The organism is Pseudomonas sp. F220, assembly GCF_057813935.1.
Genome location: NZ_JBVASJ010000005.1, coordinates 1 through 20,019 on the forward strand (window position 1 = coordinate 1; position 20,019 = coordinate 20,019).

The 20,019-nt window shown below is 61.3% G+C and carries 16 protein-coding genes; 12 read left to right on the forward strand and 4 right to left on the reverse strand.

Features of this window, described 5'->3' with window-relative positions; all coding sequences use genetic code 11:
• The 6 genes from ACZYSM_RS06680 to ACZYSM_RS06705 form a co-directional block, all read left to right on the forward strand.
• A partial coding sequence (locus tag ACZYSM_RS06680) for a hypothetical protein (protein WP_489070055.1) occupies nt 1-240 on the forward strand: 240 nt, incomplete at its 5' end.
• Between the two features lie 7 nt (nt 241-247).
• A complete protein-coding gene (locus tag ACZYSM_RS06685; RefSeq protein ID WP_489070057.1) occupies nt 248-2,026 on the forward strand; it encodes an acyl-CoA dehydrogenase C-terminal domain-containing protein in 1,779 nt (592 codons plus the stop codon).
• A 16-nt stretch (nt 2,027-2,042) separates the two neighbouring features.
• The gene (locus ACZYSM_RS06690; protein ID WP_489070059.1) at nt 2,043-3,686 is read left to right on the forward strand and encodes a fatty acid--CoA ligase; all 1,644 of its coding nucleotides are present in this window, start codon (nt 2,043-2,045) and stop codon (nt 3,684-3,686) included.
• A 55-nt stretch (nt 3,687-3,741) separates the two neighbouring features.
• Nucleotides 3,742-5,853, forward strand: a complete 2,112-nt coding sequence (locus ACZYSM_RS06695; RefSeq protein WP_489070061.1) for a 3-hydroxyacyl-CoA dehydrogenase NAD-binding domain-containing protein — start codon at nt 3,742-3,744, stop codon at nt 5,851-5,853.
• 56 nt (nt 5,854-5,909) lie between these two features.
• A complete protein-coding gene (locus tag ACZYSM_RS06700) occupies nt 5,910-7,097 on the forward strand; it encodes an acetyl-CoA C-acyltransferase (protein ID WP_489070063.1) in 1,188 nt (395 codons plus the stop codon).
• 136 nt (nt 7,098-7,233) lie between these two features.
• Nucleotides 7,234-7,683, forward strand: coding sequence for an acyl-CoA thioesterase (locus tag ACZYSM_RS06705; protein ID WP_489070065.1), 450 nt, complete (start codon nt 7,234-7,236; stop codon nt 7,681-7,683).
• A gap of 110 nt (nt 7,684-7,793) precedes the next feature.
• On the opposite strand, the gene ACZYSM_RS06710 is transcribed toward ACZYSM_RS06705, so the two are convergent.
• From ACZYSM_RS06710 to ACZYSM_RS06725, 4 genes are all read right to left on the reverse strand, one after another.
• The gene (locus tag ACZYSM_RS06710; RefSeq protein ID WP_489070067.1) at nt 7,794-8,801 is read right to left on the reverse strand and encodes a zinc-dependent alcohol dehydrogenase family protein; all 1,008 of its coding nucleotides are present in this window, start codon (nt 8,799-8,801) and stop codon (nt 7,794-7,796) included.
• Nucleotides 8,802-8,934: 133 nt separating this feature from the next.
• Nucleotides 8,935-9,993 (reverse strand): NAD(P)-dependent alcohol dehydrogenase, encoded by a 1,059-nt coding sequence (locus ACZYSM_RS06715; protein WP_489070069.1) that lies wholly within the window; start codon nt 9,991-9,993, stop codon nt 8,935-8,937.
• Nucleotides 9,994-10,051: 58 nt separating this feature from the next.
• Entirely contained in the window at nt 10,052-11,509 is a 1,458-nt protein-coding gene (locus ACZYSM_RS06720) for an acyl-CoA reductase (protein WP_489070071.1), read from the reverse strand.
• Between the two features lie 4 nt (nt 11,510-11,513).
• Nucleotides 11,514-12,953: a phenylacetate--CoA ligase family protein gene (locus ACZYSM_RS06725; protein WP_489070073.1), complete on the reverse strand. Its 1,440-nt coding sequence runs from the start codon at nt 12,951-12,953 to the stop codon at nt 11,514-11,516.
• A 368-nt stretch (nt 12,954-13,321) separates the two neighbouring features.
• On the opposite strand from ACZYSM_RS06725, the gene ACZYSM_RS06730 reads away from it, so the two are divergent.
• From ACZYSM_RS06730 to ACZYSM_RS06755, 6 genes are all read left to right on the forward strand, one after another.
• Nucleotides 13,322-14,473 (forward strand): iron-containing alcohol dehydrogenase, encoded by a 1,152-nt coding sequence (locus tag ACZYSM_RS06730; protein ID WP_489070075.1) that lies wholly within the window; start codon nt 13,322-13,324, stop codon nt 14,471-14,473.
• Complete coding sequence (locus tag ACZYSM_RS06735) at nt 14,470-14,907, forward strand: acyl-CoA thioesterase (protein ID WP_489070077.1); 438 nt, start codon at nt 14,470-14,472, stop codon at nt 14,905-14,907. Before ACZYSM_RS06730 ends, ACZYSM_RS06735 begins: the two co-directional genes overlap by 4 nt.
• Nucleotides 14,908-14,989: 82 nt before the next feature.
• Nucleotides 14,990-15,691: a TetR/AcrR family transcriptional regulator gene (locus ACZYSM_RS06740; RefSeq protein ID WP_489070079.1), complete on the forward strand. Its 702-nt coding sequence runs from the start codon at nt 14,990-14,992 to the stop codon at nt 15,689-15,691.
• A 109-nt stretch (nt 15,692-15,800) separates the two neighbouring features.
• Nucleotides 15,801-16,892: a YeiH family protein gene (locus tag ACZYSM_RS06745; RefSeq protein ID WP_489070081.1), complete on the forward strand. Its 1,092-nt coding sequence runs from the start codon at nt 15,801-15,803 to the stop codon at nt 16,890-16,892.
• A 26-nt stretch (nt 16,893-16,918) separates the two neighbouring features.
• Nucleotides 16,919-17,800 carry a LysR family transcriptional regulator gene (locus tag ACZYSM_RS06750; RefSeq protein ID WP_489070083.1) on the forward strand — a complete coding sequence of 294 codons (882 nt, stop codon included), beginning with the start codon at nt 16,919-16,921 and terminating at the stop codon, nt 17,798-17,800.
• Between the two features lie 203 nt (nt 17,801-18,003).
• On the forward strand, nt 18,004-20,016 hold the full coding sequence (locus ACZYSM_RS06755; protein WP_489070085.1) for a DUF1302 domain-containing protein: 2,013 nt from the start codon (nt 18,004-18,006) through the stop codon (nt 20,014-20,016).
• Nucleotides 20,017-20,019: the final 3 nt, after the last annotated feature.

Consider the following 20,019-nt stretch of genomic DNA (forward strand, 5'->3'; position numbering starts at 1 on the left):
TGGTCGCCGATCAAGTTCCAGGCGGACATGGGCATCCTGCTGACCTTCATGTTCCTGTGGAACATGCTGGGGGCGCTGATCCTGATTCCTGCGCTGTCGTACTTCCTGTTGCGCGGGCCCTCGCTGAACCGTCGTACTGCCCCGGATGAGCCGGTGGTGCATGAGTCGCTGGTACCCGTCAATGAGACCGACAACTCCCCAAAAACGGGCATGCCTCATGCCCTCACAATGACCGAGTAAGCCAATCATGTCTGATTACAAAGCCCCCCTGCGCGACATGCGCTTCGTACTCAATGAAGTCTTTGAGGTGTCCAGGCTTTGGGCCCAACTGCCGGGCCTGGCCGAGGTGATCGACGAAGAGACGGCTGCCGCAATCCTTGAAGAGGCCGGCAAGATCAGCGCCGGCAGCATCGCCCCGCTGCGCCGCAGTGGCGACGAGCAAGGTTGCTCCTGGGAAAACGGTGCGGTGAAAGTCCCGGATGGTTTTCTCTCGGCGTACCAGGCATTTGCCGAAGGCGGCTGGGTGGGTGTCGGTGGCGACCCGCAGTACGGTGGCATGGGCATGCCCAAGGCGATCTCCGCCCAGGTCGAGGAAATGGTCACCTCGGCCAACCTGTCGTTCGGCCAGTACCCGATGCTGACCGCCGGTGCCTGCCTGTCGCTCAGCGCGCATGCCAGCGAAGACCTGAAAGAGAAGTATCTGCCGAATATGTATGCCGGCGTCTGGAGCGGCTCCATGTGCCTGACCGAGGCCCATGCCGGCACCGACCTGGGCCTTATCCGCACCAAGGCCGAGCCCCAGGCCGACGGCAGTTACAGGATCAGCGGCAGCAAGATCTTCATCACCGGCGGCGAGCACGACCTGACCGAGAACATCATCCACCTGGTACTGGCCAGACTGCCGGATGCACCGGCGGGTCCCAAAGGCATCTCACTGTTCCTGGTGCCCAAGATCATGGTCAATGCCGACGGTTCGCTGGGCGGGCCCAACTCGCTGTCCTGCGGTTCCATCGAACACAAGATGGGCATCAAGGCGTCTGCCACCTGCGTGATGAACTTTGACCAGGCCACCGGCTGGATCGTCGACGCGCCGAACAAGGGCCTGGCCGCGATGTTCACCATGATGAACTACGAGCGCCTGGGCGTGGGTATCCAGGGTCTGGCGCAGGGCGAGCGCTCCTACCAGAGCGCCGTCGTGTATGCCCGTGATCGCCTGCAGTGCCGTGCGCCGACCGGCGCGCAGCACCCGGACAAGGCCGCCGATCCGATCATCGTGCACCCGGACGTGCGCCGCATGCTGCTGACCATGAAAGCCCTGAACGAGGGCGGGCGCGCATTTTCCAGCTACGTGGCCCTGCAACTGGACACTGCCAAATACAGCGAAGACGCACCAACCCGCCAGCGCGCGCAAGAGCTGGTGTCCTTGCTGACTCCGATCGCCAAGGCGTTTCTCACCGACATGGGGCTGGAAACCACCCTGCACGGCCAGATGATTTTCGGCGGCCATGGCTATATCCGCGAGTGGGGCCAGGAGCAATTGGTACGCGATGTGCGGATCACGCAGATCTACGAAGGCACCAACGGCATCCAGGCGCTGGACCTGACGGGACGCAAGATCGTGGGCAGCGGCGGGGCACTCTATCGGCTGTTCGCCGACGAGATTCGCCAGTTCACCGCGACCGCCAGCGCAGACCTGAGCGAGTTCACCAAGCCGCTGAACGCCGCCGTGGACACCCTCGACGAGCTGACCGCCTGGTTGCTGGATCGGGCCACGAACAACCCGAACGAAGTCGGCGCCGCCTCGGTCGAGTACCTGCAGGTGTTTGGTTACACCGCCTATGCCTACATGTGGGCACGGATGGCCAAAACGGCCTTGGGCAAACAGGCCGAGGACGACTTTTACGCCAGCAAGCTGGGCACTGCACGCTTCTACTTCGCCCGCCTGCTGCCACGTATCCACTCACTGAGCGCTTCGATCAAGGCAGGCAGCGAAAGCCTCTATTTACTGGATGCGGCGCAGTTCTGAATCAGGAAGTACAACCATGCTGAAGACAAAAATAATTCCGCCAGCACACGGCGCATACACCTACCCACTGTTGATCAAGAGCTTGCTGCTGTCGGGGGTTCGCTACGAACCCGGACAGGAGATCGTCTATGCCGACAAGTTGCGTTACAGCTACAAGACGCTCATCGAGCGTATCCACAGGCTGGCCAATGCGCTGACGGCGGCCGGCGTCAAGGCCGGGGATACGGTGGCAATGCTCGACTGGGACAGCCATCGCTACCTGGAGTGTTTCTTTGCGGTGCCGATGATCGGCGCGGTGCTGCATACGGTGAATATTCGTCTTTCTCCGGATCAGGTGCTCTACACCATGAACCACGCCGAGGATGACCTGGTGCTGGTGCATGATGATTTCCTGCCCTTGATCGAGCAGATTCATGATGGCCTGAACACCGTCAAGGGCTATATCCGGCTCTCTGACGACACCGCGACCGGCACCGACCTGCCGGTGCTGGGGGAGTATGAAAGCCTGCTCTCCCAGGCAGGTGCCCATTACGATTTTCCCGACTTTGATGAAAACTCGGTGGCGACGATGTTTTACACCACGGGGACCACCGGGAGCCCGAAAGGGGTGTATTTCACCCATCGGCAGTTGGTGCTGCATACCTTGAATGCCGTGGGTACTTTGGGCGTCTACCAAAGCTTTCCGCTGTTACGTTCCGACGACGTTTACATGCCGATCACCCCGATGTTCCACGTGCATGCCTGGGGCGTGCCCTATGTTGCGACCCTGATGGGCATCAAGCAGGTGTACCCCGGTCGTTACGAGCCCAATAGCCTGGTCAGGCTTTATCGAGAAGAGAAGGTCACCTTTTCTCATTGCGTGCCCACCATTCTGCAAATGATCCTGGGCTGCGACGAAGCGGCCCAGACCTCTTTCGATGGCTGGAAAATGCTCCTGGGGGGGAGTGCGCTGACATTGGGTATCGCCAGCCAGGCGAGCGCCAGAGGTATTCGCGTGCACAGTGGATACGGGATGTCCGAGACCTGCCCGATGCTTTGCTCGACTTACCTGCGTGGGGAGGCGCTTGAACAATCCACGCAAGCGCAGTTAGCCACTCGAATCAAGACCGGCATGCCCATACCGATGGTCGATTTGAAAATCATCGATGCCCGCGGCAAAAGCGTTCCTCACGATGGTGAGTCTCTGGGTGAGATCGTCGTGCGTGCTCCCTGGCTGACGCAAGGCTATTTGAAGGAGCCTGAAAAGGGCGCCGAGCTGTGGCAGGACGGTTGGCTGCACACGGGCGACCTGGCGTCTATCGACCCCCAAGGCGGGGTGGAAATCAAGGATCGAATCAAGGATGTGATCAAGACGGGCGGGGAGTGGATCAGCTCGCTGGATTTGGAGAACCTGATCAGCGAGCACGCGTCGGTCACGTCTGTCGCGGTGGTTGGCATTGCGGACGAGCAATGGGGCGAACGGCCCATGGCCCTGGTGGTGTGCGAGCCTGGACAGTACGTCGATAAACAGATGCTCGAAGCCCACCTGCAGCAGTTTGTGGAGCGTGGCCGGATTAACAAATGGGCAATCCCCAAGCAGTTCAAGTTCGTCGCTGAGATCCCTAAAACCAGTGTCGGAAAGATCAACAAGAAATTAATCCGGGAAAACGAGTTGAGCTGAAGGGGATAGGCACATTCCTTGGCGTCTACCTCTTTATCCGACCGAGATATCAATTATGAATAACCTGATCCATTACCGCTGCGAAGGCCATTTGGCCCTGATCGGCCTCGCCCGCGCCCCCGTCAACGCCCTCGGCCAGGCACTGCGCGAACAACTGCTGGATGCCTGTGAACGCGCCGCTGCGGACACCCGCGTGAAAGCGATTATCCTCCATGGCGAGGGCTATCCGTTCAGCGCCGGCGCGGACATCTCCGAGCTCGGCAGCGCGGCGTCGTTCGCCCAGCCGGACTTGCCGAGCCTGCTGGCACGTCTGACCGAACTGGATAAACCCCTGATCGCGGCCATCGGTGGCCTGGCGTTGGGCGGCGGGCTGGAACTCGCCCTGGCCTGCGGCTACCGCGTGGCTGACGCCGGGGCACGCCTGGGCCTGCCGGAAATCAAGCTCGGCTTGCTGCCCGGCGCGGGTGGCACCCAGCGGCTGCCGCGCCTTATCGGCGCTGCCGCGGCATTAGAGATGATCGCTTCGGGTCAGCCGATCAACGCGCCTCGAGCACTGGCGCTGGTTCTGCTCGACCGTGTGGCGCAAGACGCTGGCAGCCTGCTCGATACGGCTCGGCGCTTGGCCGAAGAACTGATTGCCCAGCAGGCGCCAGCTCGCCCGGCCTGGCCTCAAAAGCATCCGGGAGCCGCCCTGGCGGCCAATTTTTTCGCCGACTACCGCGCCGCCAACCAGCGTCGCTGGAAAGGCCAGAGCGCACCGCAGCGGGTAGTGACGGCGGTCGAGGCGGCCTGCAGCCTGCCGTTGGCCGAAGGCCTGGCCAGGGAGGTCGAGCTGTTCAAAGAGGCTGAAGCGTCCAGCGAGTCGCAGACCCTGCGCCATGTGTTCTTCGCCGAGCGTGAAGTCGGCAAGCTGCCGGGACTGGACGCGAGCACGCCGATCCGTCCGATTACCCAGGTCGCGGTGATCGGAGCCGGCACCATGGGCGGTGGGATTGCCATGAACTTTGCCAATGCGGGCATTGCGGTGACGCTGCTGGAGCTCAAGGCCGATGCCCTTGCGCGCGGCCTGGCGCTGATCCGCAAAAACTACGAAACCAGTGTCCAGCGCGGCAAGCTCACGGCCGAGCAGCTGGAAGAGCGCATGGGGCTAATCCACGGCACCCTCGACTACGCCGATATCGTCGACGCTGACCTGGTGATCGAAGCCGTGTTTGAGAGCCTGTCGATCAAGCAGCAGGTGTTTCGCACCCTCGACAAGGTGTGCAAGGCCGGTGCGATTCTCGCCAGCAATACCTCCACCCTCGATGTCGACGCCATTGCCGCCGTCACCCGCCGGCCACAGGACGTGGTCGGCCTGCACTTCTTCAGCCCGGCCAACGTCATGCGCTTGCTCGAAGTGGTGCGCGGCACGGTCACGGCGCCCGATGTCCTGGCCACCACGCTGAAGATCGCCAAGCGCATCGGCAAGATCCCGGTGGTCTCCGGGGTGTGCTTCGGCTTCATCGGCAACCGCATGCTCGAACCCTATTCCCGCGAGGCTCATCGCCTGCTGCTGGAAGGCGCTACGCCGGCGCAGATCGACCAGGTGCTGACCGGACTTGGCCTGGCCATGGGCGTGATCGCCATGCATGACCTGGCTGGCATCGACGTGAGTTTCCTGGTGCGCGAGTCGCGTCGCGATGTCATCGCCCACGACCCAAGCTACTGCAAGCTCGCCGACGCGCTCTACGCCCTTGGCCGTTATGGCCAGAAGAGCAACCGCGGCTACTACCTCTACGAAGGCCGCGAGCGCAAGGACGATCCTGAAGTGGTCGCCATGGCCGAGCACATCGCTGGCGAATTGGACATCCAGCGCCGCGACATCAGCGATCAGGAAATCCACGACCGCTGTGTGTTGATGCTGGTCAACGAAGGCATCCAGTTGCTCGACGAAGGCATCGCCCAGCGCAGCAGCGACATCGACCTGGTCTGGATCAACGGCTACGGTTTCCCGGCCTGGCGCGGCGGCCCGCTGCACTACGCCGAAGGGCTGGGGCTGGCGCATGTGCTGGAGCGCATCGGCCATTACCGCGAGGCACTCGGTGCCTATGGCGCGATGTGGTTCCAACCGGCAGCGCTGCTGGAACGCTTGGTGGCCTGCGGCAAGACCCGCATCGAACGTATCTGACCTTTGGTGGCCACTTCAGGGTGGCCGCCCCGACCGATCACGCAAGGACCTCAACCATGAAAGAAGCCGTCATTCTCTCCACCGCCCGCACCCCCATTGCCAAGGCTTTCCGTGGCGCGTTCAACACCATCAAGTCACCGACCATGGCCAGCCACGCGATCCGTGCTGCGGTCGAGCGCGCGGGCATCGAAGCCGGGGAGATCGAAGACCTGGTGATGGGCGCTGCGCTGACCAGCGGCACCGCCGGCTTGAACCTCGCGCGCATGGCCGCCCTGGCCTCGGGCCTGCCGTTGTCAGTCAGTGGGCAGACCCTGGATCGCCAGTGCGCCTCGGGCCTGATGGCCATCGCCACCGCCGCCAAGCAGATCATGGTCGACGGGATGCCGGTCGCCATCGGTGCTGGCCAGGAAAACATCAGTGCGGTGCAGAATCGCAACATGGAGTGGGCATTCGCCGAGCGCGACCCGCAGGTGGAGCGCAACGCCATCCATGCCTACATGCCAATGCTGAAAACCGCCGAGCTGGTCGCCCAGCGCTACGGCATCAGCCGCGAGGCGCAGGACGCCTACTCCCTGCAATCGCAGCTACGCACTGCAGCGGCGCAGCAGGCCGGATTGTTCGACGGCGAAATCGTCCCGGTCACCAGCCTCCGGCAGGTGATCGACAAAGCCACTGGCGAGGCGCGTCTGGAAGAGGTCACCCTCAAAATCGATGAAGGCAACCGTCCGCAGACACGCCTGGAAGACCTGGCCAACCTCAAACCGGTGATCGAAGGCGGCTGCATCACCGCCGGCAACGCCAGCCAACTGTCCGACGGCGCCAGCGCCTGCGTGCTGATGGATGCGCGCCTCGCCGAGCAGCGCAACCTCAAGCCGTTGGGCCTGTATCGCGGTATCGCCGTGGCCGGCCTGGCCCCGGAAGAAATGGGCATCGGCCCGGTGCTGGCGGTACCCAAGCTGCTCAAGCAACACGGCCTGACGGTCGACGACATCGGCCTGTGGGAGCTCAACGAGGCGTTCGCCTGCCAGGTGCTCCACTGCCGCGATACCTTGGGCATCGACAACGCCCGCTTGAACGTCAATGGCGGTGCCATCGCCATCGGTCACCCTTACGGCATGAGTGGTGCGCGGATGGTTGGGCATGCCCTGCTGGAAGGTCGGCGGCGCGGCGTGAAATATGTGGTGGTAACCATGTGCGTGGGCGGCGGCATGGGCGCTGCCGGGCTCTTCGAAGTGTTCCAGTGAGCGCCTGGGCGCCTACGCTTGTGCGGCACTTTATAGATTGATTTTCAATGACAGCACGCATTGCGCGCATAGCGTGAGCCTTGTGCGCAATGCTGACCTGCCTTTCTTGTACTGACCTCGACAGGTGCATCCGTCCATGTCCAAACCCGGCGCCAATTCACGCGATGCCTACCCACACTTTCGGCCGATCCAGACCCGCTGGATGGATAACGACGTCTACGGCCACGTCAATAACGTCAACTACTACAGCTACTTCGACACGGCCGTGAACGGCTATCTGCTGAGCCAGGGCGTACTCGATTTCGAGCGCGGCGAGACGATTGGCCTGGTGGTCGAAACGCAGTGCAACTATTTTGCGCCGATCTCCTTTCCAGACGACATCGAAGCCGGGGTGCGGGTGACCCGGCTTGGCGGTTCCAGTGTGCGTTATGAGGTGGGTCTGTTCCGCGCGGGTGAGGCCCAGGCGGCGGCGCAGGGACACTTCGTGCATGTCTACGTGGGCCGCGAATCCCGTCGTCCGGTAGCGATCGGCGAGGCGCTGCGTGCCGCGCTCGTACCGCTGCGGGTCAACGCCCTCCCTCTGTAGGAGCACGGCTTGCCTGCGATGGCGTCCTTGAGATCGCCATCGTCGGAACGCCGCCCGGACCAAGCTCGGCTCCTACAAAAAGGCCCGCGGCGTCTTGGGGGGGCTTCAGTTCAATAGTGCAGGCATATCTTGCCAACGTGCTTCGCGGCTATCTGGTGGGCAAAGGCCTCGGCAATTTGTTCCAGCGGATAGCTGCTGTCGATGACGGGGCGCCAGCTGAAGTTTTCCAGCGCACGCACCATGTCTTGCTGATGCTCGCGGCTGCCGACAATCAGGCCACGCAGGGTTTGCTGCTTGCGCATCATCTCCACGGTGGGCACGTTGCCGGAAAAGCCCGTGAGCACGCCGATCAGCGCAATGTGGCCGCCGGGAGCGCAGGCGCGGATGGACTGGGGCAGGGTGCCCGGGCCACCCACTTCCACCACGATGTCGACACCGCGGCCGCCGGTGGCGGCCAGCACCACGTCGCCCCATTCAGGCTGGTCTTTGTAGTTGATGACCAGATCGGCCCCCAGTGCCAGCAGGTGCTCTTTCTTGGCATCGGACGAGGTCGTGGCAATCACCCGCGCGCCAATTGATTTGGCCATTTGCAGGGCAAAGATGGAGACGCCGCCGGTGCCCAGCACCAGCACGGTGTCGCCCGCCTGGATACGCCCGTCCACCACCAGCGCACGCCAGGCGGTAAGGCCTGCCGTGGTCAGCGTGGCGGCCTCTTCAAAGGTGTAGCCCTTGGGCGCCAGGGTGAACGCCTGGGTGGGCATGTTGACCTGTTCACGGGCAAAGCCGTCCACGCCGTCGCCAGGGACGGTCTGGAAGGTGGTCGGCACGGCCCGACCCGATTGCCAATGGGGGAAGAAGCACGACACCACGAAATCACCCACGGCGAATTCCGTCACGCCTTCGCCCACGGCGGTGACGACTCCGGCACCGTCGGCCATGGGGATGCGCCCATCCTGCGCACGGCCATGACCGACGACTACGCCAAGGTCGTGGTAATTGAGCGAGCTGGCATGGATGCGCACCTGGATCTCGCCCGCTTTGGGCGCGCCGGGGTCGGCCATGTCGACAAGGCGCAGGTGGTCCAGGCCAGCGGGATGTTGGAGTTGAATGGCTTTCATGAATGTCCTTTGTAGGAGCAGAGCTTGCTCGCGATGGCGATCTCGAGGACGCCATCGCTGGCAAGCCATGCTCCTACAGAGATTCAATAACAAGAGGACGCTGCGGTGATGCGCACCGCAGCGTGGGACTTCATTACAGCGCCAGGTCACGCATGCTGTTCATGTCGATCACGAAGCGGTACTTCACATCGTTGCGCTGCAGGCGATCAAAGGCGGTGTTGATGTCCTTGATATCAATCATTTCGCAGTTGGGCAGTACCTGGTGTTCGGCGCAGAAATCCAGCAGTTCCTGGATCGGCTGGATGCCACCGATGAACGAACCGGCCAAGGTGCGGTTATTGCGGATCAGCAAGCCACCGTGGACGGGCTCCAGCGGTTCGATGGCGCCGACCAGCACCATTACGCCCTCGCGACCCAGCAGCATCAGGTAAGGGTTGACGTTGTGCCGGCTGGGAATGGTGTCGATGATAAATTCGAATGCATTGGCCGCCGCCGCCATCGCCGCCGAATCATTGGACAACAGCACGTGATTGGCGCCGAGGGTGCGGGCGTCGTCGGCCTTGCCCGGTGAGGTGGTTAGCACGGTGACGTCGGCACCCAGGGCGACGGCCAGCTTCACGGCCATATGCCCGAGCCCGCCAAGGCCGACTACCGCGACTTTCGAGCCCTTGCCCACGCCGTAGCGACGCATCGGGCTCCACACGGTGATGCCGGCGCACAGCAAAGGGGCTGCGTAGCGCAGATCGAGGCTTTCGGGCATGCGTAGAACGAACTGCTCACGAACTACAATATGCTCGGAATAACCGCCATAGGTGGTCTCGCCGGTATGACGATCCTTACCGTTGTAGGTGGGTGTCGGGCCATGGACGCACAGTTGTTCCTGATGGTCCGCGCAGGGCGCGCACTGCAGGCAGCTGTCGATCTGGCAGCCGACCGCGACCCGGTCACCGACCTTGAAGCGGCTGACGTTGCTGCCGACGGCAGTGACATGCCCGACGATCTCGTGTCCAGGCACCATGGGATAAACGGAGTTGTTCCAGTCGTTGTTTACCTGATGGGCATCCGAATGGCAGACGCCGCAATAGGCGATATCGATGGCGACGTCATCGGCGCGCAAGGCCCGGCGCTCGAAACGAAACGGCGTGAGGACGGAGTGGGCCTCGTGGGCGGCAAATCCCAGGCAAGTAGTCATGGGTAATTCCTGTAAAAATCAACGCGTACCCCCGGCAATAGCAGGGGGTACAGGGGGGTTAGATCGACGGGCGTAACCAAGGCGCCGGGGTCGTTTCCGGCGAGGCGATCTGGTTGACGATCCACTTGCCCATCCGCCGCAGCGGCTCGATGGAGTCCTGCGGACCCGCCCATTTCAGCCCTGCCGCGTAGCCCAGCGAGACGATTCGCTGAGCGCCATACAGAGGCAGGATGTCCTTGAGTTCGTCCTTGATGCTTTCCGGATAGACGCCGACGGTCTGGGTGTAGGCATCCACTGCATCCATCATCTCGTGCAGTTCATCGACCGGCACCAGGTTGGCGGTGCGGTCGTCGAGCCGGGTGGCAAAGGACACCGACTCCGGAATCTGCGAGCAGATGACTGCGCCTTCGCCGTCCAGGCCACCAATCACCTTGTACCACTCATCATCCAGGCGCAGCGCGTCGACTTCGGCCTTGAGGCCCTGGTCGTAGCGTTTGGGCAGGGTGCTGAGGGTGTTGGGCAGGGTCTGCATGGCGTCGTAGACGTACTTGCCGAAGGTGTTCAGATTCGCCAGGCCAGCCTCGTCGGTGCCACTCTGCACGTAGACCACGCGGGCACACACACAGGCTTTCTGGTTCAGCGCTCCAATGTCGCAGGCCAGGCGCACGGCGGCCTCGCGCATGGTCGCTTCACTGTCGAAGGTGCCCTTGCCGATGATGCTGGCGCTGCGTTTCGGGTCGAGGGAGATCAGCTCCAGACCCGGCTGGATGTAGCGGGTGACATGCTTCATCGAAGCAAAGCCGCCCCAGGCAACGATCTTCTCCAGGTTCTGCGGCTGGTACAGGCGCTCTTCGAAAGCCTGGTCGCCGCCTTTCCAGTAGGCGACGCTGAGGTGTTTGGTCAGCGGATGGTCCGGCGCCATGTCGACCATGGTGCGGGCGATGGCCAGGGCCGTGAATGGGTCGTTGGACGGCGCCTTGATGATCGCGTCGCTGCGCAGCACCATGTTGCGCAGGATGGTCAGCAAGGACAGCCCGGTCGCGTTGCCAGCGACGATATGCAGGGTGCGCGCGCCGAAGCAGCGTACATCCAGTTCGGTGCCGTCGATCAAGCGCTGCTTGACCCAGCCTTCCAGGTACTTGATGCCTACGGAGTTCTCCACCTGCTCGGTGACGGACTCACGGGTGAGCATGTGGCGCAGGCCCATGTAGCTGCCCTTGACCATGGTCGGGGTGACCGGCGCAGTCAGGTAGGACAGCTCGCAGGCTTCCTGCAGGTAGACGTTCTTGTCGAACTCCAGGCGCTCACCGAGCTCTTCGCAGTAGTCCAGGATGTCCTTGAACTTGAGCGTGTACAGGTCGGCCAGCTTCGCCGGGTTACCCAGCGGCAGTTGGTCAATGTATTTGTGTGCATCCGGGGTTTGGAAGACCAGGTCGCCGCCACGGCCGCCTACGTCGATCAGGTTGTCGGTGATGACTTTGCCACGGATGATCATTGGCGCAATAGGTTTGCTCATGGGGTTAGCCCTCTAATGTGTTCAGGAAATCCATCGCTTGGCGATGGGAATCTTCTGTGGCGGCACAGGTGATCTTGTCGTCGCCGCCGTTGAGTTCGCTGTAGCGCTGGATCGGCCCGACTACGTAGCAACTTGGCCGGCCGCATGCGCAGGGCTTGTCCCATTCGACGGTGATTTCATCACCGGTGATAAAGCCGCCCCAACGGATCTCTGCGCCGAGGTCGAAGAAGGCTGCGCGACCGGTTACGCGGCCTGTGCGTGGCAGCGGCTTGCTCGTCTCCGGATCGAGCAAGTAGGGGATGACGGTGGGGGCGAAGTGGAAATGGCCCTCTTCGCAGCGCGCATGGGCACCGCCGACGATTTCGGACATGGCGTAGGATTCGTTGAGGGTCTTGGCGCCAGTGAAGCGCAGCACGTCTTCGCGCCAGCCCTCCGGCTGTACGACACCCTTGCCGCCACCGGCGGTGTGGACGAACGAGTCAGGGTGGAAGACACCTTCCAGACCGCGCGCAAGGCCGGCCTTGGCCATGCTGTGCAGCAGGTTCCAGGTCGCGCCGATGTACACGCGCTGGCCCTTGAGCTTGGTGGACATATGATCGAAGAAGGTCGCCAGGTGCTGCGGCATTTCGGCTTGCAACTGGTCGAAAGCCTTCTTCTTTTCCAGCAGTTCCGGGCTGATCACCAGGCGATCGAGGGTGCCCTTGGACTGTGCCGCGCGCAGCTTGGCCCCCAGGTGGAGCACGTCGGTGCTGAGTGTGGTCGGGTAGGCCGCATGGAAATGCGATTCGTTCGGCAACAGCGCTGGAATCATGGCGGCGTGGACGCGCACATGACTCAGGTAGCCCTTGCGGTAGTACGGGTAAATCGTGTGCAAGTTGGGCTCTGGAGTGTTCGGCCCCTCCATGTTCCACACCATCATCTTGCGCAGTTGGGCGAATTTTTCCCACTCACGTACGCCTTGGGGCAGGAACGACAGGGTGCCGGAAGTGCCCGAGGTGTGACTGATGCGTAGTTGCGGCACCGCCTCGTCCATGGTCTCGAACCACTCGTCCAGGCCCTGGCAATTGCTGACGTCGACCGCAGCAATGGCTTCGGCAACCTCTGGCGTCACCAGTTTGCCCAGCCACTTGTTGATCTGGCCGAAGCTGCGCTTCTCCAGCAACGATGGCGGGTAGGACTTGTATACGGTGTGTTCGAACAGCAGCGGCACCACGTCGTCGAGTTGCTCGATCTGTTCCACGCCTTGGGCGTCGGCGAGTTTCTTGAGTACCGGTATGCGGTCGCGAAGTTCTTCGAAGCGCTGCTTGAGGGCGTTTATTTGTAGCGCGTCGATTTCGGCGCGGGGCAGATTGTTCCAGTCCTGCTGGAAATAGTTGACCAATTCTGCCGGGTTGTTCAGCAGCTGCTGGGTTTTTTGTTCTATCGACAGTTGTGCAGTGGGCATTTTCTGGCTCGCTACTCGACTAGTGGGAACCGGCGAGTGCCGGGGGAGGGTGTGGCTCAAGTATGGGGTTGCAGTCTTGGATTTTGTTCCGGATTAAGGTGATCGCTGTTTTAGTTCAACTAACTGAAAAATAAGGAAAAAAATTGAATTATTGGGGTGCCCGTGCAGGGCGTTCCGGATTTGAGGCGGGTGCCCGGATTTCAGGCAGGTGCAGGCAGTGGACTGGAATACACTCTGTTTTCCTCACTCATTTTAATGGGGAGGAGAGCTGCCAGTCAGACCACTATTTGTGAGGGGTTTGCGGTTGGCGCATGTGCTTTGCACTCGCCATAAAACTCAGCGCAATACACCTAATTCGTGAGGCTTCCATGTTGAAAATGGTATTTCAAACCACTCCATCAATGATCATCGAACGCGGTGCTTCGACCCGGCTCGCCGCTCATGTTCGCGCCATGGGTTGCACATCGGTTCTGTTGGTGACCGATCCGGGGGTTATTGCGGCTCGGCTATTGGATGCGGTGCTCGCCGGTCTCGAGGGCGACGGGATAGCCGTTACCGTGTTTTCGCAGGTCCAGGCCGACCCGCCGGAGTCGGTGATTCTCGCCGCGGTGGATGCCGCGAAAGCCTGCGGCGCCGATTGTGTGCTGGGCCTGGGCGGCGGTAGTTCGCTGGATGCCGCCAAGCTGGCAGCGCTGTTGGCGCGCAGTGGCGAGTCCCTGACCGAGATCTATGGCATCAACAAGACGAAGGGCCCGCGCCTGCCGTTGATTCTGGTGCCGACCACAGCAGGGACAGGTTCGGAGGTGACGTCGGTCTCGGTCGTGACCACCGGTGCCGGTGAGAAGAACGTTGTTTACTCGCCCATGCTGTTGCCCGACGTGGCCGTGCTGGATGCAGAGCTGACCCTTGGCCTGCCGGCCCATGTCACGGCGGCGACCGGTATCGATGCCATGGTCCATGCCGTCGAGGCCTATACCACTAAAAATCTGAAAAACCCGATTTCCGATTGCCTGGCGCGCGAGGCGCTGCGTCTGTTGTCCGGCAGCCTGTTCCAGGCCTGTCAGGACGGCAGCAACCTGGAAGCGCGGGAAAACATGTTGCTCGGTGCTTGCCTGGCAGGCATGGCATTCGCCAACGCCCCGGTGGCGGCGGTGCATGCCCTGGCTTATCCCCTCGGCGCACGTTTCCACGTGCCACACGGGCTCTCCAATGCCCTGGTGCTGGGGCCGGTGATGCGCTTCAACCTCGATACCGTGGCGCCTCTGTATGCGCAGTTGGCAGACATCGTCCTGCCCGGTATCAGTGGCACCGATCGGGATAAAGCGTCTGCCCTGGCCGACTACCTCGGCGCTTTGACCGGTGAGCTGGGTCTGTCGACCTGCTTGCGCGATCTGGGCATCGTCGAGTCGGACATCGAGGCGCTGGCCGTCGATGCGATGAAGCAGCAGCGCCTGCTGGGTAACAACCCTCGGGAACTCTGCCTGGAAGACGTGCGCTCGATCTATAGGGAGATCCTATGAGCGGCAAGCTCAAACGGCCGTGCCGGGACGAGTTTCGTCGCTTCACCCAGATGCCGACGCGCTGGGGTGACCATGACTCCTATGGGCATGTGAACAATGTGGTCTATTACTCGTACTGCGAGTCGGCGATCACTGCGTTCCTGGTCGAACAGGGGACCCTCGACATTGCCAGCAGCCCGGTGATCGGGTTGATCGTCAATTCGAGTTGCACCTACTTTTCGCCCATCAGCTTCCCCGACCAGATCAGTGTCGCAATGAAAATATCCCACCTGGGTAACAGCAGTGCACGGTACGAGCTGGCACTGTTTCGCAACGATGAGCACGAAGCGGCCGCAGCAGCCCATATCGTCTATGTGTATGTCGAGCGGGCCAGCAACACCCCGGTGCCCATCCCGGAATCGGTACGTACTGTACTCGCGAGACTCGCTGACTAAGCGAGCCGGCTCGGTCATACTCCAGTTTGCTGCTTGGCGGGTCTGCCGCAGTGGCAGTGGGCAGCACTCTGGAGAGGACACGATGATCAAGCCAACCCGTGACAAGAAGGGCGCCGGGGACGACGGCGTCCTGCAGGTCGAAATTCCTGCTCAGCCGCGCAAGGAGCCGCGACAGGCACGCTCGATCGCGCTGGTCACGGCCGTGAAGCAAACCGGTCGGCAGATTCTTGAAAGCGAGGGGCGGGAAGCCTTGAATGCCATGCGCCTGGCCGAAGACTCAGGCGTGGCGATCAGTTCGATCTACGAGTACTTCCCGACGATGGAGGCGCTGATCGCTGCGATCTTTGATGATTACCGGTCCGAAGCCCGCACCGAACTGTTCGCCGACATCATGGCGCTGCCGCCTGGGGCCACCCTGTTAGACGGGATTTTGCTGGCCTTGCGGGCCGTTCTGGCCAGTCACTACAAGAAAACCCTGTTCGATCCGGTGTTCAGCGTGCGCTCCACTCATTATGACGAGCTGGTGCGACTGGATGTGGTCAAGGCCAAGCAGCTCTGGACCACCACGGCGAGCTCGGCCTTGATGAAGCGCTTCGCCAGCGAAATCCGGGTGAAGGACCGGGAAAAGGCCGAATTTCTGGTCTACCAGACATTGACAGCGCTACCTCGGGCCATACTGCTGGAAAGACCGGGCTACCTCACTGACGAGGACACGCCCAAGTTGATTGCACGCATGCTGCACGCGCTGTTGACTGACCCGGGTGATTCGCCACGACCCTCGTAGCGACCGTTCTATATAACCAATCAATTCATTCTGTATTCTGCGTTGGAATATAAAATTTGCCCTCGCAATAATTGCTCATCTTCCCGATCACCGAGAGATTGAGGGCACGATGGCAAGTCAACCAGAATTCTCTGTTTTAACCGGAATGCGCCCGCGTGAATCCAGGACCCTGGTGTGGATACGAACCCATGCGCCAGGCGTCGCTCTCTGCATTGCCGTCACGCTGGCCGCCTTCGGGGTGCAACTGGTTGAGCAACGTTTATTCGGGCGTACCTGGTTAGAAGCACTGGTCCTCGCCATTCTCATAGGCACTGCTGTACGAAGCGTCTGGAAGCCAGCTCTTCACTGGCATGCCGGGATCAATTTCAGCGCCAAGACATTACTTGAAGTTGCCGTGGTCCTGCTGGGGGCCTCGCTGAGTACCCAGACCCTCAAGGCCGCCGGAGTGGGCCTGTTGGTCGGTATCGTGGCCGTCGTTGCGGTTGCCATCGTGATCAGTTACGGCATAGGTCGTCTGCTCGGCTTGCACCACCGGATGGCCTTGCTGGTCGCTTGCGGCAACTCGATCTGCGGCAACTCGGCGATTGCCGCAGTGGCTCCGGTGATCCGGGCGCATAGCGATGATGTAGCCGCGTCGATTGCCTTTACCGCGGTGCTTGGCGTAATCGTTGTTCTTGGGCTGCCGCTACTGGTTCCCGTGCTGCACCTTAGCCACCTGCAGTACGGTGTACTGGCCGGGCTGACGGTCTACGCGGTGCCGCAGGTGCTGGCTGCTACGGTTGCCGTTTCGCCGCTCAGCGCCCATATCGGAACGCTGGTCAAACTGGTCCGCGTGCTGATGCTCGGTCCTGTGCTTCTTGCCCTGTCGATCGGCTCACGCGGTGGTGCTGGCCTGGCCGCATCGCCAGATGCGTCGAAGGCTCCGCGCCTCGCATGGCACAAAGTCGTGCCGTGGTTCATCATTGGCTTTCTGGTATTGATCGTCCTCCGTTCGAACAATCTCGTTCCGGCGGTAGCGCTACAGCCCATCAGCAATGCGTCAAGCATGTTGACGATCATCTCGATGGCTGCACTCGGTTTGGGTGTCGATCTACGAATGGTTGCCAAAGCCGGCGTGCGTGTGACACTCGCGGTGGTGCTTTCGATCGTTGCACTCATCCTCATCAGCCTCGTGCTCATTCGCGTGCTGGGCATGGCATAAGAAAAAGCTGAGGTCCACTGAAGACAATGACGCTAGATCAACTTCGTATTTTTGTTGCGGTTGCGGAACAGCAGCATGTGACGCGCGCGGCGAACGCGCTGGCCCTTTCGCAATCGGCGGTGAGCAGTTCAATTGCCGCCCTCGAAGCTCAGCATGACATCAAACTATTCCACAGGATTCGCCGGAATATTGTGCTGACGGACGCCGGCCAGCAGTTTCTGAGCGAAGCGAGCGCGGTGCTCGCCCGTGCCTCATCGGCTGAGAACGTGCTAGCCGATCTGGCAGGGCTGCGGCGCGGTGCGTTATGCCTGGCGGCGAGTCAGACGGTGGCCAACTATTGGCTACCAAAGGTGATGCAGCGCTTTCACGAGGCCTACCCCGGCGTTTCGCTCAAGCTCTCGATCACCAATACCGGACAAGCCGTCCGGCAGGTCGCCGAAGGCACCGTCGATCTCGGTTTCGTGGAGGATCAGGTTGACAACAACAGTCTCGATATACGCGCGGTTGCCCAGGATGAACTGGTGCTAGTGGTCGCCCCCAACCATCCGTGGGCCAATCAGGATTCGATGCTCGCCGATATCGACTTGCGTGACAGCGCCTGGGTCCTGCGTGAACAGGGATCTGGCACGCGCGGGATCTTCGAAAAAATGGTGCGAAGCTTAGGGGGGGATCCCTTAGAGCTCGAGATAGGACTCGAACTCCCATCGAATGAAGCCGTGCGCGCCGCAGTCGAAGCGGGCGCGGGCGCAACCGTGATGTCCCGCTTGGTCGCTGCTGCTTCGCTGAGCGCCGGGACATTGACGGCGCTGCGTTGGCCCGTGCCGTCGCGCGACTTCCTGATGCTGCAGCATCAGCAGCGCTATGTGACGCAAGCCATGCAGGCATTCGTCGCGATGGCCCTGGAATAGACCGGACGCATTTTCGCTGTCATCAAAAGAGAAGAATCTGACATCAAATGTAAATCGCACCGGCCGGGCGCTCGTTAATGTCAGCACTATGGAAGTGTCTGGCGATTGCGCCAGTCGAGTCATCGAGAAGGTGAGGGTGTTCAAGTGGACAGACTAAGGTAGCTTCGCTTCAAAAAAATACAAAAAAAGGCAGCGATGACGTCATGCATAACAATAAGAGTCATAGCCACCCCCTTTCGCGCCACAGTCTGTTGGCCTTGGCCATCCTGGCTGCGTCCTTGCCGACAGCCCATGCCTTCGAGCTGGATACCGGCAACCCTGACTGGGCTGTGCGTTTTGATAACACCGTCAAGTACAACTACGGTGTGCGCACCGAAAATGCGGACAAGCGCATGCTGGGGACGCCGAACAACAACGACGGTGATTATAACTTCCGAAAAGCCGGCACCAATATTACCGATCGTGTTGACCTGCTGACCGAGCTGGATGTAGTTCACCAGGGCAACAAGGGCTTTCGCATCAGTGCTGCGAGCTGGTATGACAAGGCGTATGACAACGTCGGTTCCAGTTCCAATCCCTTCGTCAACGGCAATGGCTCGACCTCGGGCCTGGTCGACAACGATCCACGCCTGGCCGCGGTCACCCAAGACAATGTCGGCCATGGCAGCCCCCATCTGAGCCACTATGCCCAGCGCTACTACAGTGGTCCGTCCGGCGAAATTCTTGATGCCTTTGTGTTCTACAACACTGAAGTGGGCGATGAGTCCCTGATCAGCCTCAAGGCCGGTCAGCACAACGTGTTCTGGGGCGAGACCATTTTGAGCCCGGTGCATTCGATCAGCTACGGCCAGTCCGGCCTGGACCTGGCCAAGCTGGCGGCCTCGCCCGGTACCGAAGCCAAGGAGCTGTTCGTTCCGCGTAACCAGCTCTCGATGACCTTCACCGTCAATCCGGAGCTGACCCTGGGTGCGCAGTACTACCTGGATTGGAGTGCTGCCCGTCTGCCGGAGGCGGGTACCTACTATGGCGGCTCCGACCTGGTGGGAGTCGGCGCGCAGTCGTTCCTGCTGGGCAACACCAATGCCGTGGTACCTGGAAGCCCGTTGGGATGTGGCCTGGCGCCTTGCAACGCGTTGACCAGTGTGCGTCGAGGTCATGATCTGACACCGGGCAAAAGCGGAGACTGGGGCGTAATGGCCAAGTGGTCGCCGGCCTGGCTGGACGGTACCCTCGGCTTCTACTACCGCAATACCTCGGATATTTTGCCGCAGGCGTGGTTGAACGCTACAGGGATAAGTTCGGCCAACCCTAATGGGACCCCGCCAGCGGGCGCCGTGCCGGCTGTCGTCAATGCGCTTAACTCGGCGGGTGCCACCACCTATCAATTTGCCTATGCCGACAATATCCACATCATCGGCCTGAGCCTGTCCAAGGATATTGGCGGCGTCAGTGTCGGTTCCGACCTGAGCGTGCGTCACAACATGCCGCTTGCCAGCATCCCGGCCATTCTCAGCTCCACCGGGCCGCTGGGCCTGGGCGAAGGCCTGGGTCTGTTGCCTGCGCGTACGGCCCAGACCGGTATTGTCTATGACGTGCCGAGCAACGGCGACAGCATGAGCGCCACCGGTGACACGCTGCACTGGACGCTCAACGGCCTGTTTGCCTTTCCCAGGACGCCTGTGTTCGATTCGGCAACCCTGCTCACCGAATTGTATTACAGCAATCTGCTCAAGCTCGATAGCCAGAACTCGGCGCTCTACAAGGGCAACAGCAGCTACCGTGGCATTGATGCGCCGACTCGGGACAACTGGGGTATCGCAGCCAACTTCACGCCGACCTGGTACCAGGTGCTCCCGGGTGTCGATTTCAATATGCCGATGTCCATCAACATAGGGCTTGCCGGCGTGTCACCGGTGTCTGGTGGCGGTGCGAAAGACACCGGCAACTATTCAATCGGCGTCGGTGCCATCGTGTACAACAAATACTTTGTCGACCTGAAGTACGTGGACGCCTTCGGCAAGACCGACAAGTGTGATGTCAGTGGTACCAATAGCGGCGCTGCCAATGCTGGCAGCGGTAACGGCTCAACACCCAACGCGTTCAGCGGTAACCAGAACTATGCGTGTTATGGCGGTAGCTATTCGTCTTTCTCCGGCGCTGGCGCGAGCATACAAGACCGAGGAGCCGTTTACCTGACGATGAAAACCACTTTCTGATTC

Bases quoted from the DNA above. Each gene is read 5' to 3' on its own strand.
- ACZYSM_RS06740 (WP_489070079.1), top strand. From the start codon at position 14,990: ATGATCAAGCCAACCCGTGACAAGAAGGGCGCCGGGGACGACGGCGTC.
- ACZYSM_RS06695 (WP_489070061.1), top strand. From the start codon at position 3,742: ATGAATAACCTGATCCATTACCGCTGCGAAGGCCATTTGGCCCTGATC.
- ACZYSM_RS06750 (WP_489070083.1), top strand. From the start codon at position 16,919: ATGACGCTAGATCAACTTCGTATTTTTGTTGCGGTTGCGGAACAGCAG.
- ACZYSM_RS06755 (WP_489070085.1), top strand. From the start codon at position 18,004: ATGCATAACAATAAGAGTCATAGCCACCCCCTTTCGCGCCACAGTCTG.
- ACZYSM_RS06710 (WP_489070067.1), bottom strand. From the start codon at position 8,801: ATGAAAGCCATTCAACTCCAACATCCCGCTGGCCTGGACCACCTGCGC.
- ACZYSM_RS06725 (WP_489070073.1), bottom strand. From the start codon at position 12,953: ATGCCCACTGCACAACTGTCGATAGAACAAAAAACCCAGCAGCTGCTG.
- ACZYSM_RS06705 (WP_489070065.1), top strand. From the start codon at position 7,234: ATGTCCAAACCCGGCGCCAATTCACGCGATGCCTACCCACACTTTCGG.
- ACZYSM_RS06685 (WP_489070057.1), top strand. From the start codon at position 248: ATGTCTGATTACAAAGCCCCCCTGCGCGACATGCGCTTCGTACTCAAT.
- ACZYSM_RS06690 (WP_489070059.1), top strand. From the start codon at position 2,043: ATGCTGAAGACAAAAATAATTCCGCCAGCACACGGCGCATACACCTAC.
- ACZYSM_RS06715 (WP_489070069.1), bottom strand. From the start codon at position 9,993: ATGACTACTTGCCTGGGATTTGCCGCCCACGAGGCCCACTCCGTCCTC.
- ACZYSM_RS06720 (WP_489070071.1), bottom strand. From the start codon at position 11,509: ATGAGCAAACCTATTGCGCCAATGATCATCCGTGGCAAAGTCATCACC.
- ACZYSM_RS06745 (WP_489070081.1), top strand. From the start codon at position 15,801: ATGGCAAGTCAACCAGAATTCTCTGTTTTAACCGGAATGCGCCCGCGT.
- ACZYSM_RS06730 (WP_489070075.1), top strand. From the start codon at position 13,322: ATGTTGAAAATGGTATTTCAAACCACTCCATCAATGATCATCGAACGC.
- ACZYSM_RS06700 (WP_489070063.1), top strand. From the start codon at position 5,910: ATGAAAGAAGCCGTCATTCTCTCCACCGCCCGCACCCCCATTGCCAAG.
- ACZYSM_RS06735 (WP_489070077.1), top strand. From the start codon at position 14,470: ATGAGCGGCAAGCTCAAACGGCCGTGCCGGGACGAGTTTCGTCGCTTC.